We start from the raw sequence: 25,586 nt of genomic DNA on the forward strand, positions 1-25,586 counted from the left end.
CGGTGAATACTCGGGCCCGAAGGAGCTGGAAAGCGCTCCGGCTCACATCTACTGCCAAGTGTCCGCGAACTCCTGACCCGCCCGGCGCGCACCGAGTTGGCGCGTGCGATGGAGTTGTGCGGTGGTGGCTGCGAACGTGCGGTGCGGGCGGGGCGCGTGGCGGCAGCGCGCACCGAGTTGGCGCGTGCGATGGAGTTGTGCGGCAGCGACCGCGAACGTGCGCGGGCGCGCAAGCGCGCCGCCCTGCGCGACTAGAACTTGGTCGGCTGATCACCAGGTAATGGTGGCGGCATCGGCCGAGAGGCCGCCGCCACCATAACCTGGTGATCGCTTGTCCAGGTTTCATCGGGCCTGTGTCGCGTCCAGCACGGCCAGGTAGGAGCCGGGGTTGGGGATGAGGTGGCGGCCGTTGTGCCGGACGTGCGGCCGGATGCGGCCGGAGGGGGTGGTGTGCGGAGCTTCGACGGTGATCGAGCTGGTGACCGGAAGGGCGAGGAATTGCGTGGCGAAGGGCATGAAATCGGTTATGTCCCAGAGTGTCCGGGATGACCAGGGGCCGTGGTCATGCTCCTGCGCGCAGGTGACCCGCCAGCCGGAGGAGTGCGGATCCTCGGTCTCCTCGCGGGTGAGCACGACGGCGGGCAATCGGTCGTGCACGCAGGACCCGACGGCCGCGACCTGCTGTTCGGTGGGGAAATCCAGGTGTTCGGTCAGGCCGAGGCTCGCCGCGACTTCCCGCTGATACCAGGTCTCGCGCAGCGTCAGTTCGACGTGCTCCTCCCAGACGTTCGTGTACACCTGCTCGTGCAGCCCGAGCAGGCCGTCGGCGCGTTCGACCACCCGCAGCGTGCGCCAGCCTGCGCGGATCGTCTGGCCGGGCACGAAACGTGTTCCCGTACTGAGGCAATGCTGGAGGTCGTCCAGAATCCAGTCCACCAGCACGTCATCGATATCCGGTATCGCCGGCTCGCTGAGCCGGGCGACGATCTCCGGATGCTGGTGCTGGTAACCGATGGTGGTGCGGTAGAGGCCGGGACCGGATTGGCCGATCGCGGAGCGCACGCGCAGATCCAGGTCCAGCGGTGTCGGTACCGGACCGAAGTGCGCGCCGCCGTGCGGGGTGCACAACTCGTCCTGATAGGTCACCTCGGCGAACAACCCGCCCGACTCCTCGACCATGTCGCGTTCGATGCGCAGTACGGTTCCCTGTGGTAGCCCGAGGAATTGGGTGACGAATGGAAATGCCACCGAGAGCTGATGCAGATCGAGATGCATCCAGTCCGCGTGCTCATGCTCCAGGCCGCAACGCACCGCCCAGCCGCCGGTTTGCGGCAGCCGGTCGAGGATGAGCAGCCCGGCGGAGTAGGCGCACGACTGTACGGTCGCGGCCTGCTCCTCATCGATGGACGTGAGATCAACGGGCAGACCGAGTTTCGAGCCCGCCGCATTCTGGTACCACAGATCGGTCATGGCCTGGTCGAGGTGTTCTTCCCAGAACTGCGCGACGACACGTTCTTCGCAGCCGAGCGTCCCGTCCTGTCGGTCGATGATCCGGATCAACCGCCATCCGATCGGGAAAAGCATTCCGGGGGAGAAGCTTTGGCCGTTCGCGACGGCATGCTCGAGCAGGTCGAGGATCCAGCCGATGACGTACGGGGTGGGCGGCCTCTCGGCGAATACCACGGTGAACTCGGGATGTCCGGCGGCGGCACACCCGGTGGTACGGAAGATCTGCACCTGCGCCGTTGTAGCACTCGGCGGGTGGTGCCCCCAGTTCCGGGGCGGCGCTCGCGGCAGCACGGCAGGCCGCCGAACGTGACCGGGCGGCGGTACGGAGTCGCAAGACCTGCGGGTCACCCGAACGGTGGCCGTGCCGACTCGACGGTGTATTCCATGACGTGGTCGGCGTCGAAGGGGATATCGGTCCGCGGTGGGTCGGCGATCGCGCGCCACGCGTCGAGATTCTCGCGGGTATCCCAGCGTTCGAAGATGTTCACCCGCGACGGATCGACCGGATCGGCGGTGATCGCGATATCGAGACAGCCACGGGCCGCGCGGCAGCGCCGGACCATGTCGTGGAATGCGGCGACATAGGTGTCGCGGTGGTCGGCAGCGACTTTCGCATGACCGGCGATGATCAACACTCGCGGACCTCTTCTCCCAGGGGTGACTACGCGTTCAGCGGTAAAGACGCCGTGGGGGCGAGGGATTCATCGACGTGGCGAGAATTGTTGCTCCTGGGCCGGGCGCCGTTGACCGGCCCAGGAGAACACTCGGGGTCAGCCCGCGGCGGCAGCCGGAACGTGGGCCTGCTGGGCGACGGCGGCGAGCACGGCGTTGAACCTGTCCGCCGCTTCGATATTGCCGAGATGTCCGGTGGGCCACGCGTGGTATCCGGCGAGGTGGCCGGCGCGGGACAGGTCGTCGGCGATGCGGCGCGACATCCGCTCCGGGAGCAGATGATCGTGCGTGCCCGCGATGACCGTGGTGGGTACGGCCAGGTGTGCCGCGCCGTCGCTGACGTCGATATCGGCCAGGGCGGCCGCGTGCCTGCCGCGGGTGAGCGGGCGACAGGAGCGCACGATGCCCAGCGAGAAGTTCACCTCGTCGGCGGTGGCGTGCTTGCACATCACGCGCGCCTTCAAGATGGCACTCGCCAGCGGGCCGCCGGGCAGCGGCACCGGGGAGGTCAGCACCGCCTCGGACAGGATGGTCGGCATCCGCACCGGGGCGCCGAGCAGGGTGACCGGCTTGTTCTGCACGACGAGCTGCTTGTTCAGCAGCGGCAGCAGATCGGTGTCGTAGCGGATGTTGCCGGAGGTGGTGTTCAACAGGATGGCCGCGGCGGCGCGGCGGCGGACCTGCTCGGGGTAGTGCGCGGCCCAGGCCTGAATCGTGATGCCGCCCATGCTGTGTCCGGCGAGTACGGCGCGCTGACCGGGACGCAGGACGGAGTCGAGGACCGCCGCCAGATCGTCGGCCAGGGTCTCCCGGCTCGGCATGCGCTTGCCGAGCTGGCTCTCGCCGTGCCCGCGCTGGTCGTAGCAGACCACCCGGTAGCGGTCGGCGAACGCGTTGATCTGCGGGTTCCAGTACTCGATGCTGCAGCTCCAGCCGTGGATCAGCACGATGACCTCGCCCTCGGCCGGGCCGTAGGCGTGCACCCGCAGCCGTGCGCCGTCGACGGTGGTCACGGGGATGACCTCGTGCGGGGCGGTGGGGGTGTTGAGGGACGCGGTGCGGAACGTGCGTGATCGCAATCCGGCACGATAAGCGGCGGTCAGCGCGCCATTTCGGGCGTCCGCCAGCGTCTTCATCGACTTCACCAGCATCGGGCACTCCTTTGTGTCTGCCGCCACAGTACAGTGCAAGCTCAGTGCTTGCTAGTGCAAGCGCGCTGCGGCGAAAATTCTGGCTCTACGGAGTAATACCCGTAAACCAGCGCAGTGACACTGTCTCTCTTCACAAATAAAGTTGCGTAAAAGAGGGTGTCCAGTGGCTCATCGCCGGACCGGCCCCGTGCCGTTAGCGCGTGAAAGTGGCGATCCCGTAACGGCTTACGCGAGCCGCGGATCGACCGGCGGGTACATCGCGGAGATGTCTTCCGGCAGCACGAGACAGACCTGATCGTCGGGCTGGAAGGCACTCGGCAGCCCGCCGTCGTCGGCGGGGACGAAAACCACCAGGGAGGAGCCGTCGCCGGGATCGATCTCCACCGCGACCGTCTCGGTGCGGTTGTCGTCGTCGAGATCGCGATGCCTGGCTGCCGACCATCGCCCCACATGCCCGAATTCGAGCCTGCGAGCGGCGCTCATCGCGCGGGTGTCGAGCCGGGCAGAACCAACGGCATGCACAGTGCGAAGTTTACTCTACCTGCGGAAACGGCAACGATATTCGATCTTGAAGCGGCCGGATCGTGATCGTCGCCCGCGGCGCGGACCGGTCGTTGTGCGGCTTGCGCCGGATCGGCGGCGCTCATCCGGTGGCGGCGGCCGTCGCGGGCCGGTTACGGTTGGTGCTGTGGAAAGTACGCACGTCGCACCGGAACCGGCGGCGCATGAGCCTGCCACACAGTCGTCCCGGTCCGGCTGGCGCGGCATCGGCGTCCCGGTGCTGGTGGCGGGGGTCGGCGTCGGCCTCGGCGTGCTGCTGCACCTGCGGGATCCGCATGTCGAGGGCTCGTACGGCGTCTGTCCGGTGTACGCGCTGACCGGCTACTGGTGCCCCGGCTGCGGCGGCATGCGGGCGATCCACAATCTCACCGACGGCAGCCTGGTCGACTCGTTGCACAGCAATCTGCTCGCGATCCCGCTGGTGCTGGCCTTCGTGCTGTGGGTTGGCGACTGGACGCGGCAGGCCTGGCGCGGGGAGAAGATGCGGCTGCCCGCGATCAATCGCGCCACGATGTGGACGTTCTTCGCGCTGCTCACCGCGTACACGGTGGTGCGAAATACCCCGTGGGGCACCTGGTTCACCCCGGTCTAGCGCTCCGGCGCGCCGTGCGTGGTTCGATCGCCCGGCGGCGGGCAAGCTGACACCATGAGTGATTCGCTGAAAGACCGGGTCCGCGCGAAACTGCTGCGCCAGCTGGCCGAAGACGGCGGCCCGGACCCCGAGCACGATGACCCACGCCAGGTCTCGGTCGAATCCGATCTCGAAGCGCTGAACAGCGTTCCCGACGACGACCCGCTCATCGAGGAGCTCGCGTCGCGCTACCTGGTGTTCTAGGCCGCGGACGGGGGCAGCTGCGGCAGCGGCTTACCGGCCAGCCAGCTGTCCCACAGCGGTCGCAGCGGCACCGGACTGTAATGCCCGGCCAGATCGGTGAATTCCTCGGTGGTGACCGAGCCGTGCCGATAACGAATGGTCCACTCGCGCAACAGATCGAAGAAGGCGGTGCTGCCCAGCTCCAAGCGCAGGGCGTGCAGGGCGAGGGCGCCGCGCTTGTAGACCCGATCGTCGAACATCCGCTGCGGACCCGGGTCGCCGACCACGATGTCCTGCGGTTGCCTGGCCAGGTTGTGCCGGGCCGCGCGGGCGAGCTGGTCGGCGGTGGGTCCGCCCGCCGCCTCCGACCAGATCCATTCGGCGTAACAGGCGAAGCCCTCGTGTAGCCAGATGTCGCGCCACTGCCGGATGGTCAGGCTGTTGCCGAACCACTGGTGCGCCAGCTCGTGCGCGACCAGTCGCTCGGCGCCGCGCCTGCCGTCGCAGTGGTTGGCGCCGAAGATCGAGATGCCCTGCGCCTCGATCGGAATCTCGAGCTCGTCGTCGGTGACGACCACGGTGTAGCCCTCGAACGGATACGGTCCGAACCGCTCGATGAACAGCTCCATCATCTGCGGCTGACGGGCGAAGTCGTGCTCGAAGGCGGCGCGCAGCCGCGGCGGCACCACGGCCTGCATCGGTACCGGGCTCCGCGCCGCGCCGACGCGGTGCTTCTGATACGGCCCGATCTGAATGGTGGCCAGGTAGCTCGACATCGGCTCCACCTGTTCGTACACCCAGGTGGTCTGGCTGGCCTTGGTCTGCTTGCGCAGCAGGGTGCCGTTGGCCAGCGCGTAGTACGGGGTGTCGGTGGTGATCGAAATCCGGTAGCTGGCTTTGGAACTCGGGTGGTCGTCGCACGGGAACCAGGACGCCGCGCCGTTGGGCTGGCTGGCGACCAGCGCGCCCTCGGTGAGCTCTTCCCAACCCACCTCGCCCCACGGTCCGCGCACCGGACGCGGCGTGCCCCCGTATTGGATGACCAGCGAGAGCACCCCGCCGGACGGAATCCGTTGCTGCGGTGTGACGGTCAGCTTGCCGCGCTGGTGCACGTATTTCGCGGCCTTGGCGCCGTTGACGAAGACCTTCGACACGGTGAGCGCCTGCGCGAGATCGAACGCGAAGCGCGGCTGCACGGCGGTGGTCACCGCGGTGATCGCGGCCCGGCCGGTCAGCCGGTTGCTCGCCACCTTGTAGGTCAGCTCCAGCTCGTACCGCGATACCCGATAGCCCCGATTTCCGTTCTGCGGCAAGTAGTCATCGATGGGCGCTGCGTAGAACTTGTCGGGCATCAGGTCGCGGCCCCCGGGTCGCCGCGAAACCAGGGCGCGATCGGATTGCCCCACCATCGCGTCGATGGCGGCACGGTGTCGCCGCGCATGACCAGCGAGGCGGGGCCGATGGTCGCGCCCTCGCCGATGGTGGAGGCGGGCAGGGCGACGCAGTGCGGTCCGAGGGTGGCACCGGCGCCGAGGGTGACGGTATCCATGGACATGATCCGGTCGTGGAAGAGATGGGTCTGCACGACGCACCCGCGCTCCACGGTCGCGCCGTCACCGAGTGTCACCAGGTCTGCCTCCGGTAGCCAATAGGACTCGCACCATACCCCGCGGCCGATGTCGGCCCCGAGGCCGCGCAGCCACAGATTCAGCACCGGGGTACCCGTGGCGGCGCGCGCGAACCATGGCGCCGCAACGGTTTCCACGAAGGTGTCGGAGACCTCGTTGCGCCACACGAACGAGCTCCACAGCGGATGTTCCTCGGTCCCGATTCGGCCGACCAGCGCCCACTTCGCGACCACCGAGCTCGCGCCCGCCACCGCGCCCGCGGCAAGCAGCACCACGCCGCTGAGCAGTGCGGCGGGCAGATGGCCGACGTCGCGCGCCAGCCAGGCGAGGGTGAACAGCACGCCGAGCCCGATCGCGAAGGTCACCAGCACCGGCAGGAGCCGACAGGTCTCGATGACCGCGCGGGCCACCCGTAGTCGCGGCGGCGGATCGAAAGTGCGTGCGGTGTCGCTGCTTTCCGGCGCGCGGCGCAGTCGCACCGGCGGGCTGCCAAGCCACGACGAGCCCGCCTTGGACTTGGACGGCGCCGCCGAAAGCACCGCGACCAGACCATTTTTCGGCACGCGCCGACCGGGGGCGGTCATGCCGGAATTGCCGAGGAAGGCGCGCTTGCCGACCTTGGCCTCGCCGATGCGCAGCCAGCCGCCGCCCAATTCGTAACTGGCGATCATGGTGTCGTCGGCCAGGAACGCGCCGTCGGCGACAACGGTGAACCTCGGCAGCAGCAGCACCGTCGAGGCCTCGACGTTCTTGCCGATCTTCGCGCCGAGCAGGCGCAGCCAGATCGGCGTGAGCAGGCTCGCGTACAGCGGGAACAGGAAGGTGCGTGCCGCGTCCAGCAGGCGTTCGGTGGACCACACCTGCCAGCCGGTCCTGCTGCGTACCGGGTGATAGCCCTCGCGCAGCCGGAAGCTGAGCAGCCGCACCAGGATGATGGTGATCGCGGCGTACACCGCGAGACTGAGCACCGTCGCCACCGGCAGGATCGCGAACGCCCGGCCCAAACCGCCCGCCAGCGTGCGAGTATCGCGAATGAACCAGGCGATGAACAACCCGCCCGCGCCGAGCCCGAGGATCGGCACCGCGGCCAGGGCCATCGAGGTGATACCGAAGATCGCCACCCAGTGTGCCGCCCGGTCCGGAGTGTGTGCGGGCCAGCGGTGCTGTGCCTTACCGAGTTTCACCGCGGGCGAGCCCGCCCACTCCTGCTCGGCCTTGACCTTGCCGGATACCGCGGAGCCCGGCGCGACCTCCGCGTTCTTGCCGATCCTGGTGCCGGGTAACAGGATCGATCGGGAGCCGACCACCGCGCCGGGGCCGACGACCACCGGCCCGATATGCACCACGTCGCCGTCGATCCAGTAGCCGGACAGGTCGACCTCGGGTTCCACGCTGCATCCGTCGCCCAGTTCGAGCATGCCGGTGACCGGCGGGATCGTGTGCAGGTCGACGCCCTTGCCGACCTTCGCGCCGAGCGCCCTGGCGAACGGCACCATCCATGGTGCGCCGGAGAGGTTTTCGGCCCCGCTGGCCTCGGCGAGGCGTACCGCGGCCCACAGCCGCAGGTGCACCGAGCCGCCGCGCGGATACTGTCCCGGCCGCACGCCGTGCAGCAGCATCCGCGCGCCCGCCACGCAGATCGCCATCCGGCCGAGCGGGGAGATGAACAGCAGGAACGCGACCAGTGTCCACCACCAGGACAGTTGCGGCAGCCAGGGCAGCGAACCGGACCAGGCGGCGATATTGCCGACGATCGCGAGCCAGGTGAGCCATTGCAGACCGGTCAACGTGGTGAGCGGGACGGTCGCGACCACCTGGATCGCCTGCGCGCGCAACGGCGTCGGGCGCACCACGCGCTCCTCGACCGCGACGGCGGGTGTGCTCTGCTCCAGCAGGTCGACGAGTGCGCCAAGGCGCGGGTGGTCGTACAGATCGGCGACGGTGATCTGCGGATACCGTTCCCGCAGCGCGGTCACCAACTGCGCGGCGGCCAGCGAGCCGCCGCCGAGGTCGAAGAAGTCGGCGTCGAGATCGACCACCTCGCCGCCGAGGATCGAATCCCACAGTCCGGCAACCCACTGCGCGGTGCCGGTGAGATCGTTGTGCTCGTCGTCGTCGGTGCTGTTCGGCAGCGGCCATGGCAGCGCGTTGCGATCGACCTTGCCCGAGGTGCGGGTCGGCAGTTCGGCGACCACCGCGAGCCGGGGCACCAGCGGAGCCGGAAGCTGTTCGGTGAGTTGGGCTCTGGCGGCTTTGAGGTCGAACTCGGGACCGGGGCCGGTGAGGTAGCCGACCAGGATCTTGTTGCCCGCCTTGGTGCTCCGGATCGCGGCGGCCGCGCCGGTGACACCGGGCAGATGCTGGAGCGCGTTGTCGATCTCGCCGAGCTCGATGCGGCGGCCGCCGAGTTTGATCTGATCGTCGGCGCGGCCGAGGAATACCAGGCCCGCACTGTCGTTGCGGACCAGGTCGCCGCTGCGGTAGGCGCGATCCCAGCCGACCGAGGGCAGCGGGGCGTACTTCTCGGCGTCCTTCGCGGGGTCGAGGTAGCGGGCCAGGCCGACGCCGCCGATCACCAGCTCGCCGGATTCGCCCTCGCCGACCGGGTTTCCGTTGGCATCGATCACCACCAGATCCCAGCCGTCCAGCGGCAGGCCGATCCGGATCGGCCACCCGCCGTCGAGCAACGCGGCACACGCGACCACCGTCGCCTCGGTGGGGCCGTAGGTGTTCCATACCTCGCGCTCCGAATGGCCTTTGCCAGCAAGGCGTTCCGCGAGTTCCGGCGGCACCGCCTCGCCGCCGAAGATCAACAGCCGGACCGCGTCGAGCGCCTCGGCCGGCCAGGTCGCGGCCAGGGTCGGCACGGTGGACACCACGCTGATCTCCCGCCGCACCAGCCACGGGCCGAGGTCGGCGCCGGTGCGCACCAGCTCGCGCGGTGCGGGCACCAGGCAGGCGCCGTTGCGCCAGGCCAGCCACATCTCCTCGCAGGACGCGTCGAAGGCGACGGACAGACCGGCCAGCACCCGGTCGCCGGGGCCGATCGGTGCGTCCCGTAGGAACAGGTTGGCCTCGGCGTCGACGAACGCGGCGGCGTTACGGTGGGTCACCGCAACGCCTTTCGGTGTTCCGGTGGATCCGGAGGTGAAGATGATCCACGCGTCGTCGCCCGGCGTCGGTAGCGTGCTTTGCTGCGGTGTGCGCGAATTGCCTTCGGCGGCACGGATTCCGGCGGCCGTCGTCGCGATGCCCGCCGCTGTGACGATCGCGGTGACCTGCGCCTCGCCGAAGACCAGCTGCGCGCGTTCGTCCGGGTCGTCGGCGTCCACCGGCACGTAGGCCGCGCCCGCGTACAGCACGGCGAGGATGGTGAGGTAGAGCTGCCGGGAGCCCGATGGCATCCGCACGCCGACCCGGTCGCCCGGTCGCACGCCCGCGGTGGCCAGCCTGGCCATGGTCTGCTCGATCTCGACGACCAGTTCGAGGTAGCTGAGCACCACCTCGCCGTCGTCGATGGCGGGCGCGTCCGGGTGCGCCAGCGCCGTCGCGGTCAGAATGTCGACGAGGGTCCGGGCCTGCGGCGTGTGCGTGCCGCGGAGCAAGGGGTCCACCGTCGCATCAACCTGTGGCTGGAGCATGACGCCCTGCCCACCTCCCATTCGACCTGCCTCGCGCTTCCTGGTCTTGTTGTGTCATAGCTGGGTTACCAGTGGGCAAACACCACGGTGACCAGCTGTCCACGGTACTCGGGGTTGTCCAGGTCTGCGGGGCGGCGGCGCTGTGACCGGGCGCGATCAGGCGGCGGAGGCGGCCGTCCCGATCCCGAGGGTCGCCAGGATCGCGGCGCTGACCTGTTCGAGCCGTTCCCGCACGCGCGGTCGGCGCAGCAGCGCGACCGCACGCGAGGCGGCCAGGGCCAGCAGCACCATCTCTACCGCGGCGATCGAGGACTCGACGGCGCCGAGCGCCAAGGTGTTGACGAAGCTGACCTCGGTGAGGAACTGGGGGAGCACGGCGAGATAGAACAGCCCGACCTTCGGGTTGAACAGGCATGAGACGAGGCCCGCGGTGAACGCCGAGCGAACTGACGCCCGGGCGCCCGTCACGGTCGGTGCGGCGTCGTCGCCGTGCGGGCAGGCCCGCCGCGCCCGTCGCTGCTCGACGAACGCGCGAATGCCCAAGTACACCAAGTAGATTCCGCCGATCACCTTGAGCGCGCGATAGGCGGTCGCGGACTGTTCCAGCAGGGCGGCGACCCCCGCCGCGACCACCACCGCCCACACGATGCCGCCCACCGCCGAGCCGATCGCGGCCGCGATCCCCGGTCGTGCGTCCACGATCGAGAAGCGCAGCACCAGGAACGAATCGGGGCCGGGGGTGATCGAGAGCAGGACGCACACGCCGATGAAGCTCAGCAGCAGAGAAGGCGACATTTCCTGAATCTGGTCCCCGCTCGCCGTCCGCGCAAGGCGTTTTCGGCGGCGCCCGCGCGTGTCCGATCGCGGGTTGACAGGGCGGGGCGGCATCTGCCAATCTCGGGATAGGTCATGAGTACCAGCGTTCAGCCCCGGCTTGCTGGTCGGCAACCCTCCTCCGCGGTGGGGTGCTCCGGGTGACGACCGGGCCGACGCCCAACCGGGCGCGGCAAGCGCGGACTCGATGAATCTTCCAGATCATGGGTCCCTGAGCCGATGGGATTTTGTGATGACCGCTGTTGTGGACCAGACCTGTTCCGCCCTCGCCCGGGTGTCCGGTGACGACCTGCGGGTGCCGCTCGTCCAGGGCGGAACCACCACCTACGCCAACTTCGACTACGCCGCGAGCGCGCCCGCGCTGGCCCAGGTCACCGACCGCGTGCAGCAGTTGCTGCCGTTCTACGCGAGCGTGCACCGCGGCGCGGGCTACGCCTCGCGCATCTCCACCGAGTGCTACGAGGCCGCCCGCGCCTCGGTGACCCGCTACCTCGACGCGGCCGACGACCAGGTCGTGGTGTTCACCCGCAACACCACCGACTCGCTGAACCTGCTCGCCTCCTGCGTGCCCGGTGACACCGTGGTGCTCGACATCGAGCATCACGCCAACTTCCTGCCGTGGACCCGGCACGGCCGCCGGGTGGTGCAGGCCGCGGCGACCGTCGAGGAGACCATCGGCAGGCTGGTCGCGGAGCTGTGCAGCAAGCCTGCCGCGCTGCTCGCGGTGACCGGCGCGTCCAATGTGACCGGCGAGGTGCTGCCGCTCGAGCGGCTCGCCACCGTCGCGCACCAGTGCGGCGCGCGCATCCTGGTCGACGCAGCCCAGCTGGCACCGCATCGTCGAATCAGCCTGCGCGACACCGGCATCGACTACATCGCCTGCTCCGGCCACAAGCTGTACGCCCCGTTCGGGGCTGGGGTGCTGGTCGGGCGCCGGGACTGGCTCGATCAGGCCGAGCCGTATCTGGCCGGTGGCGGCGCGGTCCGCGAGGTCAGCACCACCGGGGTCGAGTGGGCCGCCGCGCCGCAGCGGCACGAGGGCGGCTCGCCCAACGTGCTCGGCGCCGCCGCGCTCGCCGCCGCCTGTGACGCGCTCTGTGAGATCGACGCCGAAACCCTTGCCGCACACGAACACCGCCTCGCCGATCGGCTGCGGGACGGGCTCGCCGCGATTCCCGGCGTGCGCCTGCTGCGTATCTGGAACGACAGCCCCGACACCGTCGGCATCGTCGCCTTCACCCTGGACGGATTCGTCCCCGGTCACGTCGCCGCCTACCTGTCCGCCGAACACGGCATCGGTGTGCGCGACGGCCGCTTCTGCGCGCACCCCCTGCTCGCCCGGCTCGACCTCGACGGCGCCCTGCGCGCCAGCATCGGCCTCGGCACCACCCCGGCCCACGTCGACCGCCTGATCGACGCCGTCGCCACCCTCGTCCGCACCGGCCCGACCTGGGACTACGCCAGCACAAACGGCCTCTGGAACCCCACCCCCGAAACCCGCCCCTTGACCTCCCAGGCGCCCACCGGCGCCGCCCCCTGCCTCGTCGACTGACCGAACGACAAAGTTGGCAGCCGGGTTGTCCCTCCGGGTCTATAGCATCTACGGCATGGCTGACCGGAGCGAGTGGGCGGACCTGCGAGATCGTCGAGCGGTGCGCTTGACCGACCCGTTTCCGATGCAGATTTCGTTCGCCGAACTGGACGGAAGCTAGCGGTTCAGTCGGTGAGTTCGGTGGGGCGGTGGTAGTGGCCGTTGTAGTAGAGGAGGGGGGCGGCGGCGGGGGAGTCGTTGGTGTTGTCGTGGACTCGGGTGACCAGGCCCACTACGAGGGTGTGGTCACCTAGGGGAATCAGTTGGTGGATGGTGGCGCGGAGCCAGATGGGCGTGCCGTGCAGGACGGGCTCACCGGTGTCGAGGGTGGTCCACAGGGAACGGTCGGTGAAACGTTCGTCGGCGGTGCGGGCGAAGCGCTGGGCGATATGGCGCTGATGTTCGCCGAGGAAGTGGATGACCACGGAGCCCGCGTCCAACAGGGCGGTGAGGCTGGACGAGGTGTGCGCGATATTGAACGAGACGAGCGGCGGGGCCAGCGACAGCGAGGCGAAAGACGTCGCGGTGAAACCGATCGGCCCGCTCGGTGAATTGAGGGTGACCACGGTGACCCCCGCCGGATAGTGGCGCATCGAGGCGCGGAACTGCTCGGCGGTGATCCCGCTCAGATCATCGGGGATCTGGAAATCGACGGGTCGTTCTGCTTCGGTCACTCGAGCCAACCTACGCTTGCCCGTCTCTCCGCGTATCAAGGCCAGTCCTAGGTGCGGAAATAGGTGGAGTCGGCGACCGGCGGTCGTGCTCGTGCGAGTAAGCCCGTGCCCGGCGAGTTACCCATGTCCTCGCGTGATCGGTCATTCAGACGACCTCGATGGGCAGGCCCGCGGTGATCCGGACCAACTCGTGAAAAGAGGTGCGGAACACAGTGTTCGGGTGCCCGCCCGCGGCCCACACCTCCCGGTGCCGGGACAACGCGGAATCCACCCAGGTGGGCAGGTTGGTGGGATGGCCGACGGGGGCGACCCCGCCGATCGGCTGGCCGGTCACCTGCCGGACCAGCTCGGCGGGTGCCGCGGTGAGTGTGCCCTCCAGCCGTTTGCCGGTGGATTCCAGATCCACTTCGTGCGCGCCGGAAACCAGCAGCAGCACCGGATCCTCGTCCAGCAGGAATACCTTGGCGGTCGTGATGGCCCCCACATCCACCCCGAGTGCGCGCGCCGCGTCCGCGACAGTTGGCGTCGGTGCCGGCTGGGTCACGATGACACCGTGATGGCCTCGGGCGATGAGGGTGTCCGCGACTCGGCAGGCGATCGGTGGCAATGTCGACCTGCGCATGAAAACCAGAGTAGAGCGATTGCGAGTGGTGCGCCGGTCTACGCGGCGAATGCGTCAGTATTCCGGATATCCCTCGTTCGGCCCGAGCAGTTCCGCGATGCGTTCGTGCGTGCATCGGGCCAGTTCAGCGACGCTGTGCTCCGAGACCTGTTCGTGCGCAACCGCTTCGAATGCCCGATCCAGATCCTCCGGGGAGAGCGCGAGCAGGCCGAGATCCGCGGCGGCCAGCAACGCGTCCCGATCCGGGAAGGGTCTGGCGTCGGCGAGTTCGGTCGCCCAGGTGACATTGCCGCAACAGCCGAAAAGCGCGTGTATCGCACGGGCGCGGGGAAATTGGTTGAACCGGTCGAGACCGATTCCCTGATGCATCAGCATGATGGCCTCCGAGCCGTATGACGAGGTTCGTTGACTTACCTCCATGATCCGCGCCCGCTGACCTCGGACCTACTGCATACCAACAATTTTGCGCAGCCTTAACAAGATTTACCGCTTTGCGCGACGGCGGTGTATCCGGCGCGCGAACTCTGTAATACGCTGTACAAATGACTGACTGGCAGGCTTTTACCGTCGAGATCAAAGACTACGTCGCGCAGGTGACGCTGACCGGGCCCGGCAAGGGCAACGCGATGGGCCCCGATTTCTGGCGTGAGCTGCCGGAGATCTTCCAGGAGCTGGACGCGGATCCGCAGGTGCGCGCGATCGTGCTGACGGGTTCGGGCCCGCACTTCTCCTACGGCCTCGACCTGCCCGCGATGAGCGGCATGTTCGGTCCGCTGCTCGGCGATCGGGCGCTGGCGGCGCCGCGCACCGAGTTCCTGGTCGAGCTGCGCAAGATGCAGGGCGCGGTGACCGCGGTGGCGGACTGCCGCAAGCCGGTGATCGCGGCGATCTCCGGATGGTGCATCGGTGGCGGCCTCGACCTGATCGCCGCGGTGGACATCCGTTACGCGAGCGCCGAGGCGAAGTTCAGCCTGCGGGAGGCGAAGGTCGCGATCGTGGCCGACATCGGCTCGCTGCACCGGCTGCCCGGCATCATCTCCGAGGGCCACCTGCGCGAACTCGCGTACACCGGCAAGGATATCGACGCCGCGCGTGCGGAGAAGATCGGCCTGGTCAACGACGTGTTCGCGGATCAGGCAGCGGCGCTGGACGCGGCGCACGCCACCGCGCGCGAGATCGCCGCGAACCCGCCGCTGGTGGTGCAGGGCGTGAAGGACGTGCTGGACCAGCGCACCAAGAACGAGGTCGCCACCGGCCTGCGCTACGTGTCCGCGTGGAATTCCGCGTTTCTGCCGTCGGAGGACCTCACCGAGGCGATCAAGGCCGTATTCGAGAAGCGGGCGCCGCAGTTCAAGGGCGAGTAAAGAGCCGTCCATCGGTTGCCCTGTCCCGGAGTCGTCTGCATACTTGCATTGCGCAACTAGTTGATTGATGCAAGCAAAGGTGAGGGTGTGGACGATCAGACGATCGACACGATCGCGATGCAACTCACCCGCCTGCAGCGGATCCGGGACCGCACTGCGGCCCAGCTCGGCGCGTGGACCAAGGACGGGCTGGATCCGGCCGCGTTCGGCACGCTGATCCGGCTGTGTTGCGACGGGCCGATGCGCTCCGGCGAACTCGCGGCCGCCCTGCACTCCGACGCGTCGACGGTCAGCCGTCAGGTGGCTCAGCTCGTCGGCAGGCACCTGGTCGAGCGGCAGGCCGACCCGGCCGACGGCAGGGCGACCGTGCTGGTGGTCACCGAGCGCGGACGTGCCATCGCGGAGCAGATCCGCAGGCGCCGCAACGAGAACCTGACCAAGGTGATGGCGGACTGGGAACCGCGGAACCGGGCCGAGTTCGCCGAGCTGCTGCGGCAGTTCGTCGACGACTACGAGCGAACGCGCCCGGAGATGATCGCCGCAATGCGCCGCAACTGGGACGAGGCACTGACCGAGACGGAGAACGACAGATGACCACAGCAGCGCCGACCGAGGCAGCGCCCCCGGCCTTCACCCACCGCCAGATCCTGGTGATCCTGAGCGGGCTGATGCTCGGGATGCTGCTGGCCGCGCTCGATCAGACCATCGTCTCCACCGCCATCCGCACCATCGCCGACGATCTCAACGGTTACTCGATGCAGGCGTGGGCGACCACTGCCTATCTGATCACCGCGACGCTGGCGACCCCGCTGTACGGCAAGTTGTCGGACATGTTCGGGCGCAAGCAGTTCTTCATGCTCGCCATCGCGATCTTCATCGTCGGCTCCCTGCTGTGCACGATGTCCCAGTCGATGTATCAGCTCGCCGCCTTCCGCGCGGTGCAGGGCATCGGCGCGGGCGGGCTGATGTCGCTGGCGCTGACCATCCTCGGCGATATCGTCGGCCCGCGTGAACGCGCCAAGTACCAGGGGTACTTCCTGGCGGTGTTCGGCACCTCCAGCGTGATCGGCCCGGTGCTCGGCGGTGTGCTCGCCGGGCAGCAGACCATTCTCGGTGTCAGCGGCTGGCGCTGGGTGTTCCTGGTGAACGTGCCGATCGGCCTGGTCGCGCTGGCCGTGGTGTCGCGGGTGTTGAAACTGCCCAAGCGGCCCAAGTCGACCGACCGGGTGGACTGGTGGGGCGTGCTCGTGCTCGCGATCGGCCTGGCCCCGCTGCTGGTGGTCGCCGAGCAGGGCCGTGAATGGGGTTGGGGCAGCGGCCGTTCCATCGCCTGCTACGCGATCGGCGGGCTCGGCATCATCGGCTTCGTGCTGGTGGAGAAGAACCTGCGCGACGCGGCGCTGATCCCGCTGCGTATCTTCAAGAACGGCACTTTCGCTCTGGGGGTGGTGATCTCGTTCGTGGTCGGCGCGGGCATGTTCGGCGGTATCTCGCTGCTGCCGCAGTACCTGCAGGTGGTGCGCGGGGCCAGCCCGACGCTGGCCGGTCTGCAGATGCTGCCCATGGTGCTCGGCCTGATGACCGGTTCGGTCGTGTCCGGTCAGTTGATTTCGCGGACCGGTCGCTACCGCGCCTTCACCATCATCGGCGCCACCATGCTGACGCTCGGCTTGTTCCTGCTGCACTTCCTGACCGCCGTCAGCCCGCTGTGGCTCGCGATGATCTTCATGGCGTGCACCGGTTTCGGGCTTGGCAACCTGATGCAGCCGCTCACGCTGGCCTTGCAGAACGCGTTGCCGCCCAAGGACATGGGTGTGTCCACCGCGGCGGCCACCTTCTTCCGGCAGATCGGCGGCACCCTCGGTGTCGCGGTGTTCCTCTCTATCCTGTTCGCGCAGCTGACTCCGAGCATCTCGGACGAAATGCGCAGCGCCGCCGCCGATCCACAATTCCAGCACGCCGTGGTCGAGGGGGCCCGCAGCGGCAACCCGGCCGACGCGGCGCTGGCGAAAGGCTTGCTCGCGCAAGATACTTCCGCCGCCGGGCAGGTGCTGAAGGACAGCTCGATCATCCAGCAGCTGAGCCCCGAGCTGGCCCGGCCGTTCAAGGTCGGCTTCGCCGATTCGATGTCGACGGTGTTCCTCTCGGCGACCGGTGTCGCGTTGCTCGCGCTGATCCTGGTGCTGTTCTGGCGCGAGGTGCCGCTGCGGATGATGGGCGGCATCCAGGCCGCCAACGCCGAGGCGGCCGACGCCGAGGGCGGTGCGCGGCGACCGGGGAACGGTTCCGGCTCGGCGTGATCGGACGCGACCCGCTTCAGGGCGCTGTCACCAGCGCGATGCCGTTCTGACACCATGGCCAGGTGAAGGTGCTGCGCTCGGTGCGGGCGAGGATGCGGCTGCTCCCGGGTGCGATCGGGTACCTGGCGCTCGGCAGCGTGACCTCGCTCGCCGCGATGTTCGCGGTGATCGGCCTGCTCCTGGTGCTCGCGTTCTGCCTGATCGGCGTCGGCATTCCGGCCGTACCGGAGGCGATCCGGGTGGTCCGGCCGCTGGTCTCGTTCGAACGGCGCCGGGCCGGGAAACGACTTGGGGCGCCGATCGAGGAGGTCTATCAGCCCCTGGTAGGCGGGCTGCGGCAGCGGGTGCGCACCGCGTTCACCGATCCGGCGAACCGGCGCGATGCCGGCTGGCTGGTCACGCACGGGCTGACCGGCATCTACCTGGGGATATTCGCCGTCGCGCTGCCGATCTCGGTGCTCATGCAGCTGGTCACCCCGGCCCTGTGGCGGCACCTGCCGCCGGGGGAGTTGATGACCTTCGGTTTCGCGGTGGACTCGTGGCGCACGGCCTGGTTGAGCGGCCTGATCGCGCTGCCCATCTTCGGCGTGACGCTGCTGATCCCGATGGTGGCGCGGTGGCAGGCGCTGCTGGCCCGCGCGCTGCTCGGCCCGCAGGCCGGGGTGGTGCTCGCCGGTCGGGTCGCGGCGTTGACCGCGACCAGGGCGGCCGCGCTGGACGCGCACGGCGCGGAACTGCGCCGGATCGAACGCGACCTGCACGATGGTGCGCAGGCCCGGATCGCGGCGGTGATCATGCAGCTCGGGCTGGCCGACCAACTGCGCGAACAGGATTCGCGGGCGGCGGACGAACTGGTGCGCAAGGCGCAGGACACGGCCACCGCGGCGCTGGCGGAACTGCGCGAGGTGGTCCGCAACGTCTATCCGCCGGTGCTGGCCGATCGCGGGCTGGTCAGCGCGGTTTCGGCGCTCGCGGCGCGCAGCCCGATCCCGTGCGTGCTCGAGCTCGACGAGGTGGGCAGGAGGCCCGCGGCGGTGGAAGCGGCGGCCTATTTCGTCATCGCCGAGGCGCTCACCAACGCCACCAAACATTCTTGCGCCGAGGCCATTACGCTCGAGCTGGGCGGCACCGCGGAGCTGCTGCGGATCGAGGTCCGCGACGACGGCGTCGGTGCCGCCGTCGAGACCTACGGCGGTGGGCTGGCCGGTATCCGGCGCCGGGCCGAGGCGCTCGACGGGCGGATGGTGCTGACCAGCCCGGCGGGTGGCCCTACTGTATTGCGGGTGGAGTTGCCGTGCGGGTCATGATCGCCGAGGACGATGCCCTGCTGCGGGAGGGCCTCGTGCTCCTGCTGAGCACCGCGGGCATCGAAGTGGTCGCCGCGGTCGACAACGCCGAGGACTTCCTCACCGCGGTGGCAGCCGACCGGCCGGACGCGGTGGTGCTCGACATCCGGATGCCGCCGACCTTCACCGACGACGGGTTGCGCGCCGCGGTGCGCGCCCGCGAACTGCATCCCGGCCTGCCGGTGCTGGTCCTTTCGTCCTGGGTGGAGGACAGCTACGCCGCCGAACTGCTCGGCGACGGCCAGGGCGGCGTCGGCTATCTGCTGAAGGAGCGGGTCGGAAAGGTGGACCGGTTCCTGGACTCGCTGCGCCGGGTGGCCGCGGGCGGCACCGCGATGGATCCCGAGGTGATCTCCCAGCTGCTGGTGCGGCGCACAGCCGACGACCCGCTCGCCGCGCTCACCGCGCGGGAGCGGGAGGTGCTCGCGCTGATGGCCGAGGGGCACAACAACGCGACCATCGCCGAGCGGTTGGTGGTCAGCGAAGGCGCTGTGCACAAACACATTCGGAACATCTTCGCGAAGCTGGGACTGTCCACCGAGGACGTAGGGCACCGCCGTGTACTCGCGGTGCTGGCCTACCTGAACGCGTGACGGCTCGAGCCCGTGCGGGATTCACCGCACGCGTTCAACCGGTCCAGTGCCGAAGCCCGATCCGGGACGGACGTCGGCGCGGCGCCTAGTCCGCCTCGCAGGTGAGATCGGCAGCGGGCAGCGTGCCGTCGCGCAGGTAGGCGTTCACCGCGCCGTATACGCAGGTGTTGGGGAAGCGGCCGAAGATGTAGTGGATCGGCACGTCGCGCAGCGTGACGAAGACCGAGCCGGTCATCTTCTGGTGCAGCACCTGCGCGCCCTCGTAGGGGGTCCTGGTGTCGCCGGTGGAGTTCAGGATCAGGCTGGGCACCGAATTGTCCACCACCGTAGGCGCTTCCGCGGGCGGTGCCCAGAACGCGCACGAGGTGATGTTGTTGGCGAAGGCGCCGAACACCGGCTGCTCAGCTCGTGCCTGCTCGATGTTGCGCAGGTAGAACGCCGGGTCGCGGGGCGCGGGGACGTCGCCGCACAGCACCGCCATCTGCGGCGAACCGTCCTGCTTGCCCGGTACGAACATCATCTCGAGGCTTTCCCGCAGTGTGTCGTCGGGTTGCACGACCTGCCCGTCGGCCGCGTCGCGGAGCTGACGCACCTGGCCGGCCAGCAGCTCGTAGTTGCGCACGTCGTCCAGCGCGACGAACAGCAGGATAGGCAGGGTGTGGTCGTCGACGGTGAACTCGCCCAACCGAATCGGCTCCTGCGCCGAGCGCTGGATCAGCTCCACGATGGTGGCGCGCACCGCGGCCCTGTCGGAGCCGAAGTGGTACTCGCTGTCGTGCGCGGCGGCCCAGTCCGCCCACAGGTCGAGTGCCGCCTCGTTCACCGGGCCCATCGCCCGCATCATGCCGACCGAGCCATAGGTCTCCGGATTCGCCGCGCTGTCCAGCACGATCCGGTCGCTGCGCTGCGGGAACATCTGGGTGAACACCGCGCCGAGGTAGGTGCCGTACGAGGTGCCGAAGTAGCTGACCTTCTCGACGCCGAGCGCGCCACGGATCACGTCCATGTCGCGCGCGGTGTTGCGGGTGCTGATGTGCGGCAGCCTGGCGCCCTCGGTCGCCGCGCAGCGTGCCGCGAGATCCGCGTGTGTCGCAACGGATTCGGCATAGCCCGCGGCGTCGACGCCGGCCGACTCCAGGCCGAAGCCGCGTGGCCAGTGGCAGTCGATCGCCGCGGAACGCCCGATGCCGCGCGGGTCCATGCCGATGAGGTCGTACTGTGCGCGCACGTCGGGTGTCATGGCCGCGCCGACGCCGAGCATGAAGTCGAGGCCGGAACCGCCGGGCCCGCCCGGGTTGGACAGCATGACACCGCGCCGCCGCGCGGGCTCAGGAGAGGTGAGCCGGGAAATAGCCACCGTGGTCGTCGGCCCCTGCGGGTCGGCGTAGTTCAGCGGCACCGTGACGTCGGTGCACTGCGCGCCCGCCGGGTCGAGCTTCGGGTCGTCGCATGCTTTCCAGTCGAGCTGCTGGCTGTAGAAGCGCTCCAGCGCGGGGGGTTCGGCATTGGCGTCGGTGCTGGTGCAGCCGGTCGTCGCGGTGCAGAGCGCCAACCCCGCCGCGAGGCTCGCGACGGCGGCGCGGCTTCGGGTCCGGTTCACGGTCGATCCTCCGATATTGTTGGCCCGCAACCGAATCAGGTGCGGAAAGGTTCCGGTCATGGGGTGCAGAGCGCGGTATCGAGCACCGCCTCGATCAACTCGGACGACTCCTCGGAGGTGGGCAGCTGGTTCACCGCCACCGCGACGGCTCGGCCGTCGGCCGTTGCGCTGTTGCGCGTGCCGAAGCCGGGAATGCTGCCGCCGTGCCCCCAGACCTGCTCGCCGCACGATGTCGACTGATGGATCAGGCCGAGGCCGTAGCCGGCGCCGGGCATCCGGTCGAACGGCACCGTCTGCCGCATCTGCGCCAATTGCGCTGGTGGCAGCAGCTTGCCGGACAACAGTGCGAGGATGAAGGTGTTGAGGTCGGCGTTGGTCGCGACCATCGCGCCCGCCGCGCCGCCCCAGGACGGGTCCAGCTCCGTGAAGTCGATCTGCTTGCCGTCGCGGACGTGATAGCCACGCGGATGCGGATCGCGCAGCGTGCGCTCGCCCGTGGCCGGGAAGTAGGTGGACTTCAGGCCGAGCGGCGCGATGATCCGATCGTTGATCGCCGCGGCGAAGGTTCGTCCGGTGACCCGGTCGATCAGCATGCCGAGCAGCAGGTAATTGGTGTTGGTGTACACCGATTTCGCGCCGGGTTCGAAGTCCGGCGGCATGGTCAGCGCGTTGCGGACCAGCTCGGCGGCCTCGAAATGCTGTGTGCGAATGGCGTCTTCGTCCGGGTCGAGCTGGGCCGGGCCGTTCGAGTCGACGCTGGTGCCGTTGCCTCGGCCGAGATAGTCGGGCAGACCGCTGGTGTGCTGCATGAGCTGGCGCACCGTGACGCGATTGCCGTCGTTGCCGTTGCCCGCGACCACGCCGGGCAGATAGCGCTCGATCGGTGCGTCCAGCTCGACCTTGCCCTCGGCGACCAGCTGGAGCACCACGGTCGCGACGAAAGTCTTTGTATTGCTGCCGATCCGGACGAGTGCGTCGTCCTGGAACGGGGCGCCGGTGCCGAGGTCGCCGACGCCCGCGGTGTAGACCCGGTGCCCGCGTGGGTCGTCGATGACGACCTGGACGCCGGGAATCCCGCTGCGCACCACGCGATCCAGTGCGGCGGTCAGTGCGGGTGGCGCGGCGTCGGCGGGGGTCGGCGTGCGCACCGCGGATTGCCCGCCGCACGCGGCCGTCGCGAGCACCGCGCCCGCGACGAGTGCCGGCCAGAGCGCCCGGCCGCCATGGCGGCGAAATGGGTTCATGCGCAACGCTGTCCTCCTGTTCGGGCCGGGAGACATCGGTGCTCCGCGACGGTTCCGAGCCTAGGAATTCCGCGAGGTCGTGCCCATGGCGCGAACACCCGGATATCGGGTATCGCCCACGGGTGTCCGAGGGTGGTGCCAGCACTACCGACCCCCGCGATTCGGCCGGACATCAGCATCCGATCAGCTGTTCGTCACGAAAACCTCACGGAATTCTCGGTTTGATGCGGTATCCGTGGCGATGGATCATTGGTGGCTCATCGTCCGGTGCACGGATGAGGGTGCCGCAAACGTCGGACGATTGGTTACCTTCGAAGGCGGACGCCCGACGGTCGGAGAGAGAGGGCCGCATGCTGAAGTTCGCTGTGCTGGGTGAGGTGCGTGCGTGGCGCGATGACCTGGAGCTCGATCTCGGGTCCAAGCAACGCAGAGCCTTGCTCGCGGCGTTGCTGCTGCGCAGTGGACGGTCGGCTACGGTGCCCGAACTCATCGACGGCGTCTGGGGGGAACATCCGACGCCGAGCGCGATCGGCGCGCTGCGCAACCACATCCTGCATCTGCGCCGGGCGCTGGAGCCCGACCGCCCGTCCGGCGCGCCCGCGACGGTGCTCGTCGGGTTCGGCGGCGGCTACGCGTTGCGGCTCGACCCCGGCGCGGTCGACGTGGAGATGGTCGAGGATCTGCTGCTCGAGGTGCAGCAGGAGCGGATCGGCGCCGAGCAGCCGCACCCGGTGGAGGTGGTGCGCGAACGGCTCGATGCCGCACTGCGGCTGTGGTCGGGCACGCCGCTGGCCGGACTGCCCGGCCCCTACGCCGATCGGCAGCGCACGCAGCTGATCGAACGCCGAGTCGCGTTGCTGGAGCAGCGGATCGAGCTCGATCTGCGCCTCGGCCGCTACACCGAGGTGATCGCCGAACTCACCCCGCTGTGTGCCGAACACCCGATGCGCGAGCAGACCAGGGGACTGCTGATGACCGCGCTGTATCACGCGGGCCGCCAGGCCGAGGCGCTCGCGGTGTACGCCGAAACCCGCAAGGCGCTCATCGACCGGCTCGGCATCGAACCCGGACAGCAGCTGACCGACCTGCATCAGCGCATCCTGCGCGCGGACCTGACCCCGCCGCATCTGGCCCCGGCGCGCAACGCGGCGGCGGCGCGGCCGCAGCGCCGCGCGGTCACGCGCGTCGCGCAGCTGCCCGCCGATGTCGTCGACTTCACCGGACGGGCGGAGACCGTCCGGTCGATCAGTGAATGGCTGTCGCGCGCAAACAGTTCCGCGGTGCCGGTGTGTGTGATCGGCGGTATGGGCGGCATCGGCAAGAGCGCGCTCGCGGTGCACGTCGGGCATCTGGTGCGCGACCGGTTCCCGGACGGGCAGCTGCACGTCGACCTGCACGGTTTCGCCCAGGCGCGCGGTGGCCACCCCGCGGGGCGGGCCACCGCGGCCGCCGACGCACTCGGTGACTTCCTACGCGCGCTCGGGGTGCCCGAGGGCGAGATCGCGCCGACGCTGGCCGAGCGCTCCGGCCAGTTCCGCAGCTTCCTCGACGGCAAGCGGGTGCTCGTCGTGCTGGACAACGCGCACGACGTCGCTCAGGTCACGCCGTTGATTCCGGGTACACCCGGTTCGGCCGTGCTGATCACCAGTCGCTCGGCGATGCCCGAATTACCCTGTGTGGTCGGCACTCTCGGCGTGCGACTGGACGTGCTGGCGCGGGCGGAGGCCCGCACGCTGCTGGCGGGCATCGCGGGCCTGCGTCGGGTCGCCGCGGAGCCGGCCGCGGTGGACAGCGTGCTCGACGCGTGCGGCGGTCTGCCGCTCGCGGTCCGGATCGTCGGCGCGCGGCTCGCGGCCCGGCCGCAGTGGACCATCGGCACCCTCGCCGAACGGCTGGCCGACGAGCAGCAGCGGCTCGGCACGCTGCGCAGCGGTGACCTCGCGGTCGAGGCCGCCTTCCGGCTCAGCTACGACCAGCTCGATCGCGCGCAGGCCAGGGCGTTTCGCATGCTGGCCGCCCCGGAGGTGGCGCAGATCTCGCTGGACGGCGCGGCCGCGGTGCTCGGCGCGGATCGGATGCTCGTCGAGGAACTGTGCGAGTCGCTGGTCGATCTGAACCTGATGGAGACCAGCGCGCCGGGCCGCTACACCTATCACGACCTGCCGCGCCTGTTCGCCCGCGAATTGCACCAGGCCGCGACCGAACCGGCGGCCGACCCGTTGCTCCGCCTCCTGGACTTCTACCTGGCGAGCATGAAAAACCTGATGGTGGTGTGCAATCCGGGGACCACGCTGTCCGAGCACCTCGGTGCCACGGTCGCGCGGGGCATCTCGTTCGTGGACACGGTCGCCGCGCAGTACTGGCTCGATACCGAACGCCCGAATCTGATCTCGCTGTACGAGCAGGCCGCGCGGGTGGGCGGCGCGGCGTTACCCGCCGCCGCCGATATCGCCTGGGCCACCGCGGAATTGATCGACGGCGGCCCGCACGGCCAGGAGCTGTCGCGGGCGTTGGGCAAGCTGCTCGACGCGGCGCTGCGCGCGGGAGACCGGCGCGTCGAATGCCGGATCAGGGTGACCCTCGGTTCGATCTTCACCTACTCGCTCGGCACCCTGCGGCAGGGCCGCGACCATCAGCGCATCGCCCTGTCGCTAGGCGGCAGCGCGCCCAGCGACGTGCGGCTGGCCGCCTTCGCGGCACAGTTGCTGGCCTCCTCGACCAGGATGGGCACCGAGACGGCGGCCTCGATCGCGCACGGCGAGCGCGCGATCCGGCTGGCCCAGCGGGTCGGCGATCCGGCGGTCGAGTGCACCAGTCTGGTGCATATCGCCAAAACCCTCTCCGACGCAGGCGAATTCGTCGCGGCGCAGGAGCGGGCGACACAGGCCAAGACGCTGGCCGCGAAAATCGGCAACGCCGCGCTGGAGGCGATGGCGACCCACGAGCTGGGCGTGGCCCGCAGCTTTCAAGGCGAGCACCCGCAGGCGATCGAGCTGTGCGGCGAGGCGGTGCGTCTGGCCCAGCTCAGCGGCGTCGAGCTGCGGGAGGGCTGGGCGCTGGCGCGGCTGGCGCACGTGCACATGATGGCGGGCGAGCTGACCAAGGCGGAGCCGATCGCCGAGGCGGCGGTGCGCACGCTCAATCGCGCCATTGGGCCGCTGAGCCGGGCGCGGGTGCTGGTGATGCACGGGCTTATCCTGCAGGCGCTCGGCCGGACCCATCAGGCCTACTGCGTATATCGTTCGGCGGCAGAGACTTTCGCCTCGATCGAGGACGCGCACTTCACCCACGAACGGCTCGACGGTGCGGTGGAGGCGCCGATCCTGTCGCTGCTGCGCGAACATCTCGACGAGGTGATGGCCGAACGGGCACAGCGGCGTACTCGCGCCACCGGGGCCTGAGCCCGGCCGAACAATCCTGGGCCACAACGAGAAAGCGGGAA

General features: G+C 69.3%; 21 protein-coding genes and 1 riboswitch. Of the genes, 9 read left to right on the plus strand and 12 right to left on the minus strand.

Features of this window, described 5'->3' with window-relative positions; all coding sequences use genetic code 11:
* Nucleotides 1-342: 342 nt before the first annotated feature.
* From F5X71_RS02285 to F5X71_RS02300, 4 genes are all read right to left on the minus strand, one after another.
* Nucleotides 343-1,737 carry a hypothetical protein gene (locus F5X71_RS02285; protein ID WP_167460441.1) on the minus strand — a complete coding sequence of 465 codons (1,395 nt, stop codon included), beginning with the start codon at nucleotides 1,735-1,737 and terminating at the stop codon, nucleotides 343-345.
* Nucleotides 1,738-1,853: 116 nt separating this feature from the next.
* Complete coding sequence (locus F5X71_RS02290) at nucleotides 1,854-2,144, minus strand: putative quinol monooxygenase (RefSeq protein ID WP_167460442.1); 291 nt, start codon at nucleotides 2,142-2,144, stop codon at nucleotides 1,854-1,856.
* Between the two features lie 135 nt (nucleotides 2,145-2,279).
* Nucleotides 2,280-3,332 (minus strand): alpha/beta fold hydrolase, encoded by a 1,053-nt coding sequence (locus tag F5X71_RS02295; RefSeq protein ID WP_167460443.1) that lies wholly within the window; start codon nucleotides 3,330-3,332, stop codon nucleotides 2,280-2,282.
* Between the two features lie 225 nt (nucleotides 3,333-3,557).
* Entirely contained in the window at nucleotides 3,558-3,854 is a 297-nt protein-coding gene (locus tag F5X71_RS02300) for a hypothetical protein (RefSeq protein ID WP_167460444.1), read from the minus strand.
* A gap of 166 nt (nucleotides 3,855-4,020) precedes the next feature.
* On the opposite strand from F5X71_RS02300, the gene F5X71_RS02305 reads away from it, so the two are divergent.
* Nucleotides 4,021-4,485, plus strand: coding sequence for a DUF2752 domain-containing protein (locus tag F5X71_RS02305; RefSeq protein WP_167460445.1), 465 nt, complete (start codon nucleotides 4,021-4,023; stop codon nucleotides 4,483-4,485).
* Nucleotides 4,486-4,539: 54 nt separating this feature from the next.
* Nucleotides 4,540-4,728 (plus strand): hypothetical protein, encoded by a 189-nt coding sequence (locus F5X71_RS02310; RefSeq protein WP_167460446.1) that lies wholly within the window; start codon nucleotides 4,540-4,542, stop codon nucleotides 4,726-4,728.
* Here F5X71_RS02310 and F5X71_RS02315 read toward each other — a convergent pair.
* The 3 genes from F5X71_RS02315 to F5X71_RS02325 all read right to left on the minus strand — a co-directional run bounded on the left by F5X71_RS02315 (nucleotide 4,725) and on the right by F5X71_RS02325 (nucleotide 10,771).
* Nucleotides 4,725-6,059, minus strand: coding sequence for a M1 family metallopeptidase (locus F5X71_RS02315; RefSeq protein WP_167460447.1), 1,335 nt, complete (start codon nucleotides 6,057-6,059; stop codon nucleotides 4,725-4,727). The genes F5X71_RS02310 and F5X71_RS02315 overlap by 4 nt on opposite strands.
* Nucleotides 6,059-9,976 (minus strand): Pls/PosA family non-ribosomal peptide synthetase, encoded by a 3,918-nt coding sequence (locus F5X71_RS02320; RefSeq protein ID WP_167460448.1) that lies wholly within the window; start codon nucleotides 9,974-9,976, stop codon nucleotides 6,059-6,061. Before F5X71_RS02320 ends, F5X71_RS02315 begins: the two co-directional genes overlap by 1 nt.
* Nucleotides 9,977-10,132: 156 nt before the next feature.
* On the minus strand, nucleotides 10,133-10,771 hold the full coding sequence (locus F5X71_RS02325; protein WP_167460449.1) for a LysE family translocator: 639 nt from the start codon (nucleotides 10,769-10,771) through the stop codon (nucleotides 10,133-10,135).
* Nucleotides 10,772-10,881: 110 nt separating this feature from the next.
* Nucleotides 10,882-10,995: riboswitch (SAM riboswitch) on the plus strand.
* A 47-nt stretch (nucleotides 10,996-11,042) separates the two neighbouring features.
* On the opposite strand from F5X71_RS02325, the gene F5X71_RS02330 reads away from it, so the two are divergent.
* Nucleotides 11,043-12,362, plus strand: a complete 1,320-nt coding sequence (locus tag F5X71_RS02330; RefSeq protein WP_167460450.1) for an aminotransferase class V-fold PLP-dependent enzyme — start codon at nucleotides 11,043-11,045, stop codon at nucleotides 12,360-12,362.
* Between the two features lie 164 nt (nucleotides 12,363-12,526).
* On the opposite strand, the gene F5X71_RS02335 is transcribed toward F5X71_RS02330, so the two are convergent.
* The 3 genes from F5X71_RS02335 to F5X71_RS02345 form a co-directional block, all read right to left on the minus strand.
* Nucleotides 12,527-13,075 carry a flavin reductase family protein gene (locus F5X71_RS02335; protein ID WP_167460451.1) on the minus strand — a complete coding sequence of 183 codons (549 nt, stop codon included), beginning with the start codon at nucleotides 13,073-13,075 and terminating at the stop codon, nucleotides 12,527-12,529.
* A 145-nt stretch (nucleotides 13,076-13,220) separates the two neighbouring features.
* On the minus strand, nucleotides 13,221-13,697 hold the full coding sequence (locus F5X71_RS02340) for a YbaK/EbsC family protein (RefSeq protein WP_167460452.1): 477 nt from the start codon (nucleotides 13,695-13,697) through the stop codon (nucleotides 13,221-13,223).
* A 54-nt stretch (nucleotides 13,698-13,751) separates the two neighbouring features.
* The gene (locus F5X71_RS02345; RefSeq protein ID WP_167460453.1) at nucleotides 13,752-14,072 is read right to left on the minus strand and encodes a 2-oxo-4-hydroxy-4-carboxy-5-ureidoimidazoline decarboxylase; all 321 of its coding nucleotides are present in this window, start codon (nucleotides 14,070-14,072) and stop codon (nucleotides 13,752-13,754) included.
* A gap of 167 nt (nucleotides 14,073-14,239) precedes the next feature.
* Here F5X71_RS02345 and F5X71_RS02350 point away from each other — a divergent pair, with 167 nt between their 5' ends.
* From F5X71_RS02350 to F5X71_RS02370, 5 genes are all read left to right on the plus strand, one after another.
* Nucleotides 14,240-15,061 (plus strand): crotonase/enoyl-CoA hydratase family protein, encoded by an 822-nt coding sequence (locus F5X71_RS02350; RefSeq protein WP_167460454.1) that lies wholly within the window; start codon nucleotides 14,240-14,242, stop codon nucleotides 15,059-15,061.
* Nucleotides 15,062-15,148: 87 nt separating this feature from the next.
* Complete coding sequence (locus F5X71_RS02355) at nucleotides 15,149-15,655, plus strand: MarR family winged helix-turn-helix transcriptional regulator (protein WP_174817002.1); 507 nt, start codon at nucleotides 15,149-15,151, stop codon at nucleotides 15,653-15,655.
* Nucleotides 15,652-17,361 carry an MDR family MFS transporter gene (locus tag F5X71_RS02360; RefSeq protein WP_167460455.1) on the plus strand — a complete coding sequence of 570 codons (1,710 nt, stop codon included), beginning with the start codon at nucleotides 15,652-15,654 and terminating at the stop codon, nucleotides 17,359-17,361. The genes F5X71_RS02355 and F5X71_RS02360 overlap by 4 nt, the downstream gene beginning before the upstream one ends.
* A gap of 62 nt (nucleotides 17,362-17,423) precedes the next feature.
* Entirely contained in the window at nucleotides 17,424-18,668 is a 1,245-nt protein-coding gene (locus F5X71_RS02365) for a sensor histidine kinase (protein WP_238815685.1), read from the plus strand.
* Nucleotides 18,656-19,300 (plus strand): response regulator, encoded by a 645-nt coding sequence (locus F5X71_RS02370; protein ID WP_167460456.1) that lies wholly within the window; start codon nucleotides 18,656-18,658, stop codon nucleotides 19,298-19,300. Before F5X71_RS02365 ends, F5X71_RS02370 begins: the two co-directional genes overlap by 13 nt.
* Before the next feature lie 85 nt (nucleotides 19,301-19,385).
* Here F5X71_RS02370 and F5X71_RS02375 read toward each other — a convergent pair whose 3' ends face one another.
* Both F5X71_RS02375 and F5X71_RS02380 read right to left on the minus strand, forming a co-directional pair.
* On the minus strand, nucleotides 19,386-20,900 hold the full coding sequence (locus F5X71_RS02375) for an alpha/beta fold hydrolase (RefSeq protein WP_238815686.1): 1,515 nt from the start codon (nucleotides 20,898-20,900) through the stop codon (nucleotides 19,386-19,388).
* Between the two features lie 56 nt (nucleotides 20,901-20,956).
* Nucleotides 20,957-22,144, minus strand: a complete 1,188-nt coding sequence (locus F5X71_RS02380; RefSeq protein WP_203218258.1) for a serine hydrolase domain-containing protein — start codon at nucleotides 22,142-22,144, stop codon at nucleotides 20,957-20,959.
* 350 nt (nucleotides 22,145-22,494) lie between these two features.
* On the opposite strand from F5X71_RS02380, the gene F5X71_RS02385 reads away from it, so the two are divergent.
* Nucleotides 22,495-25,545: an AfsR/SARP family transcriptional regulator gene (locus F5X71_RS02385; RefSeq protein ID WP_167460458.1), complete on the plus strand. Its 3,051-nt coding sequence runs from the start codon at nucleotides 22,495-22,497 to the stop codon at nucleotides 25,543-25,545.
* Nucleotides 25,546-25,586: the final 41 nt, after the last annotated feature.

The sequence above is a fragment of the Nocardia brasiliensis genome (genome assembly GCF_011801125.1).
Lineage (GTDB): Bacteria > Actinomycetota > Actinomycetes > Mycobacteriales > Mycobacteriaceae > Nocardia > Nocardia brasiliensis_C.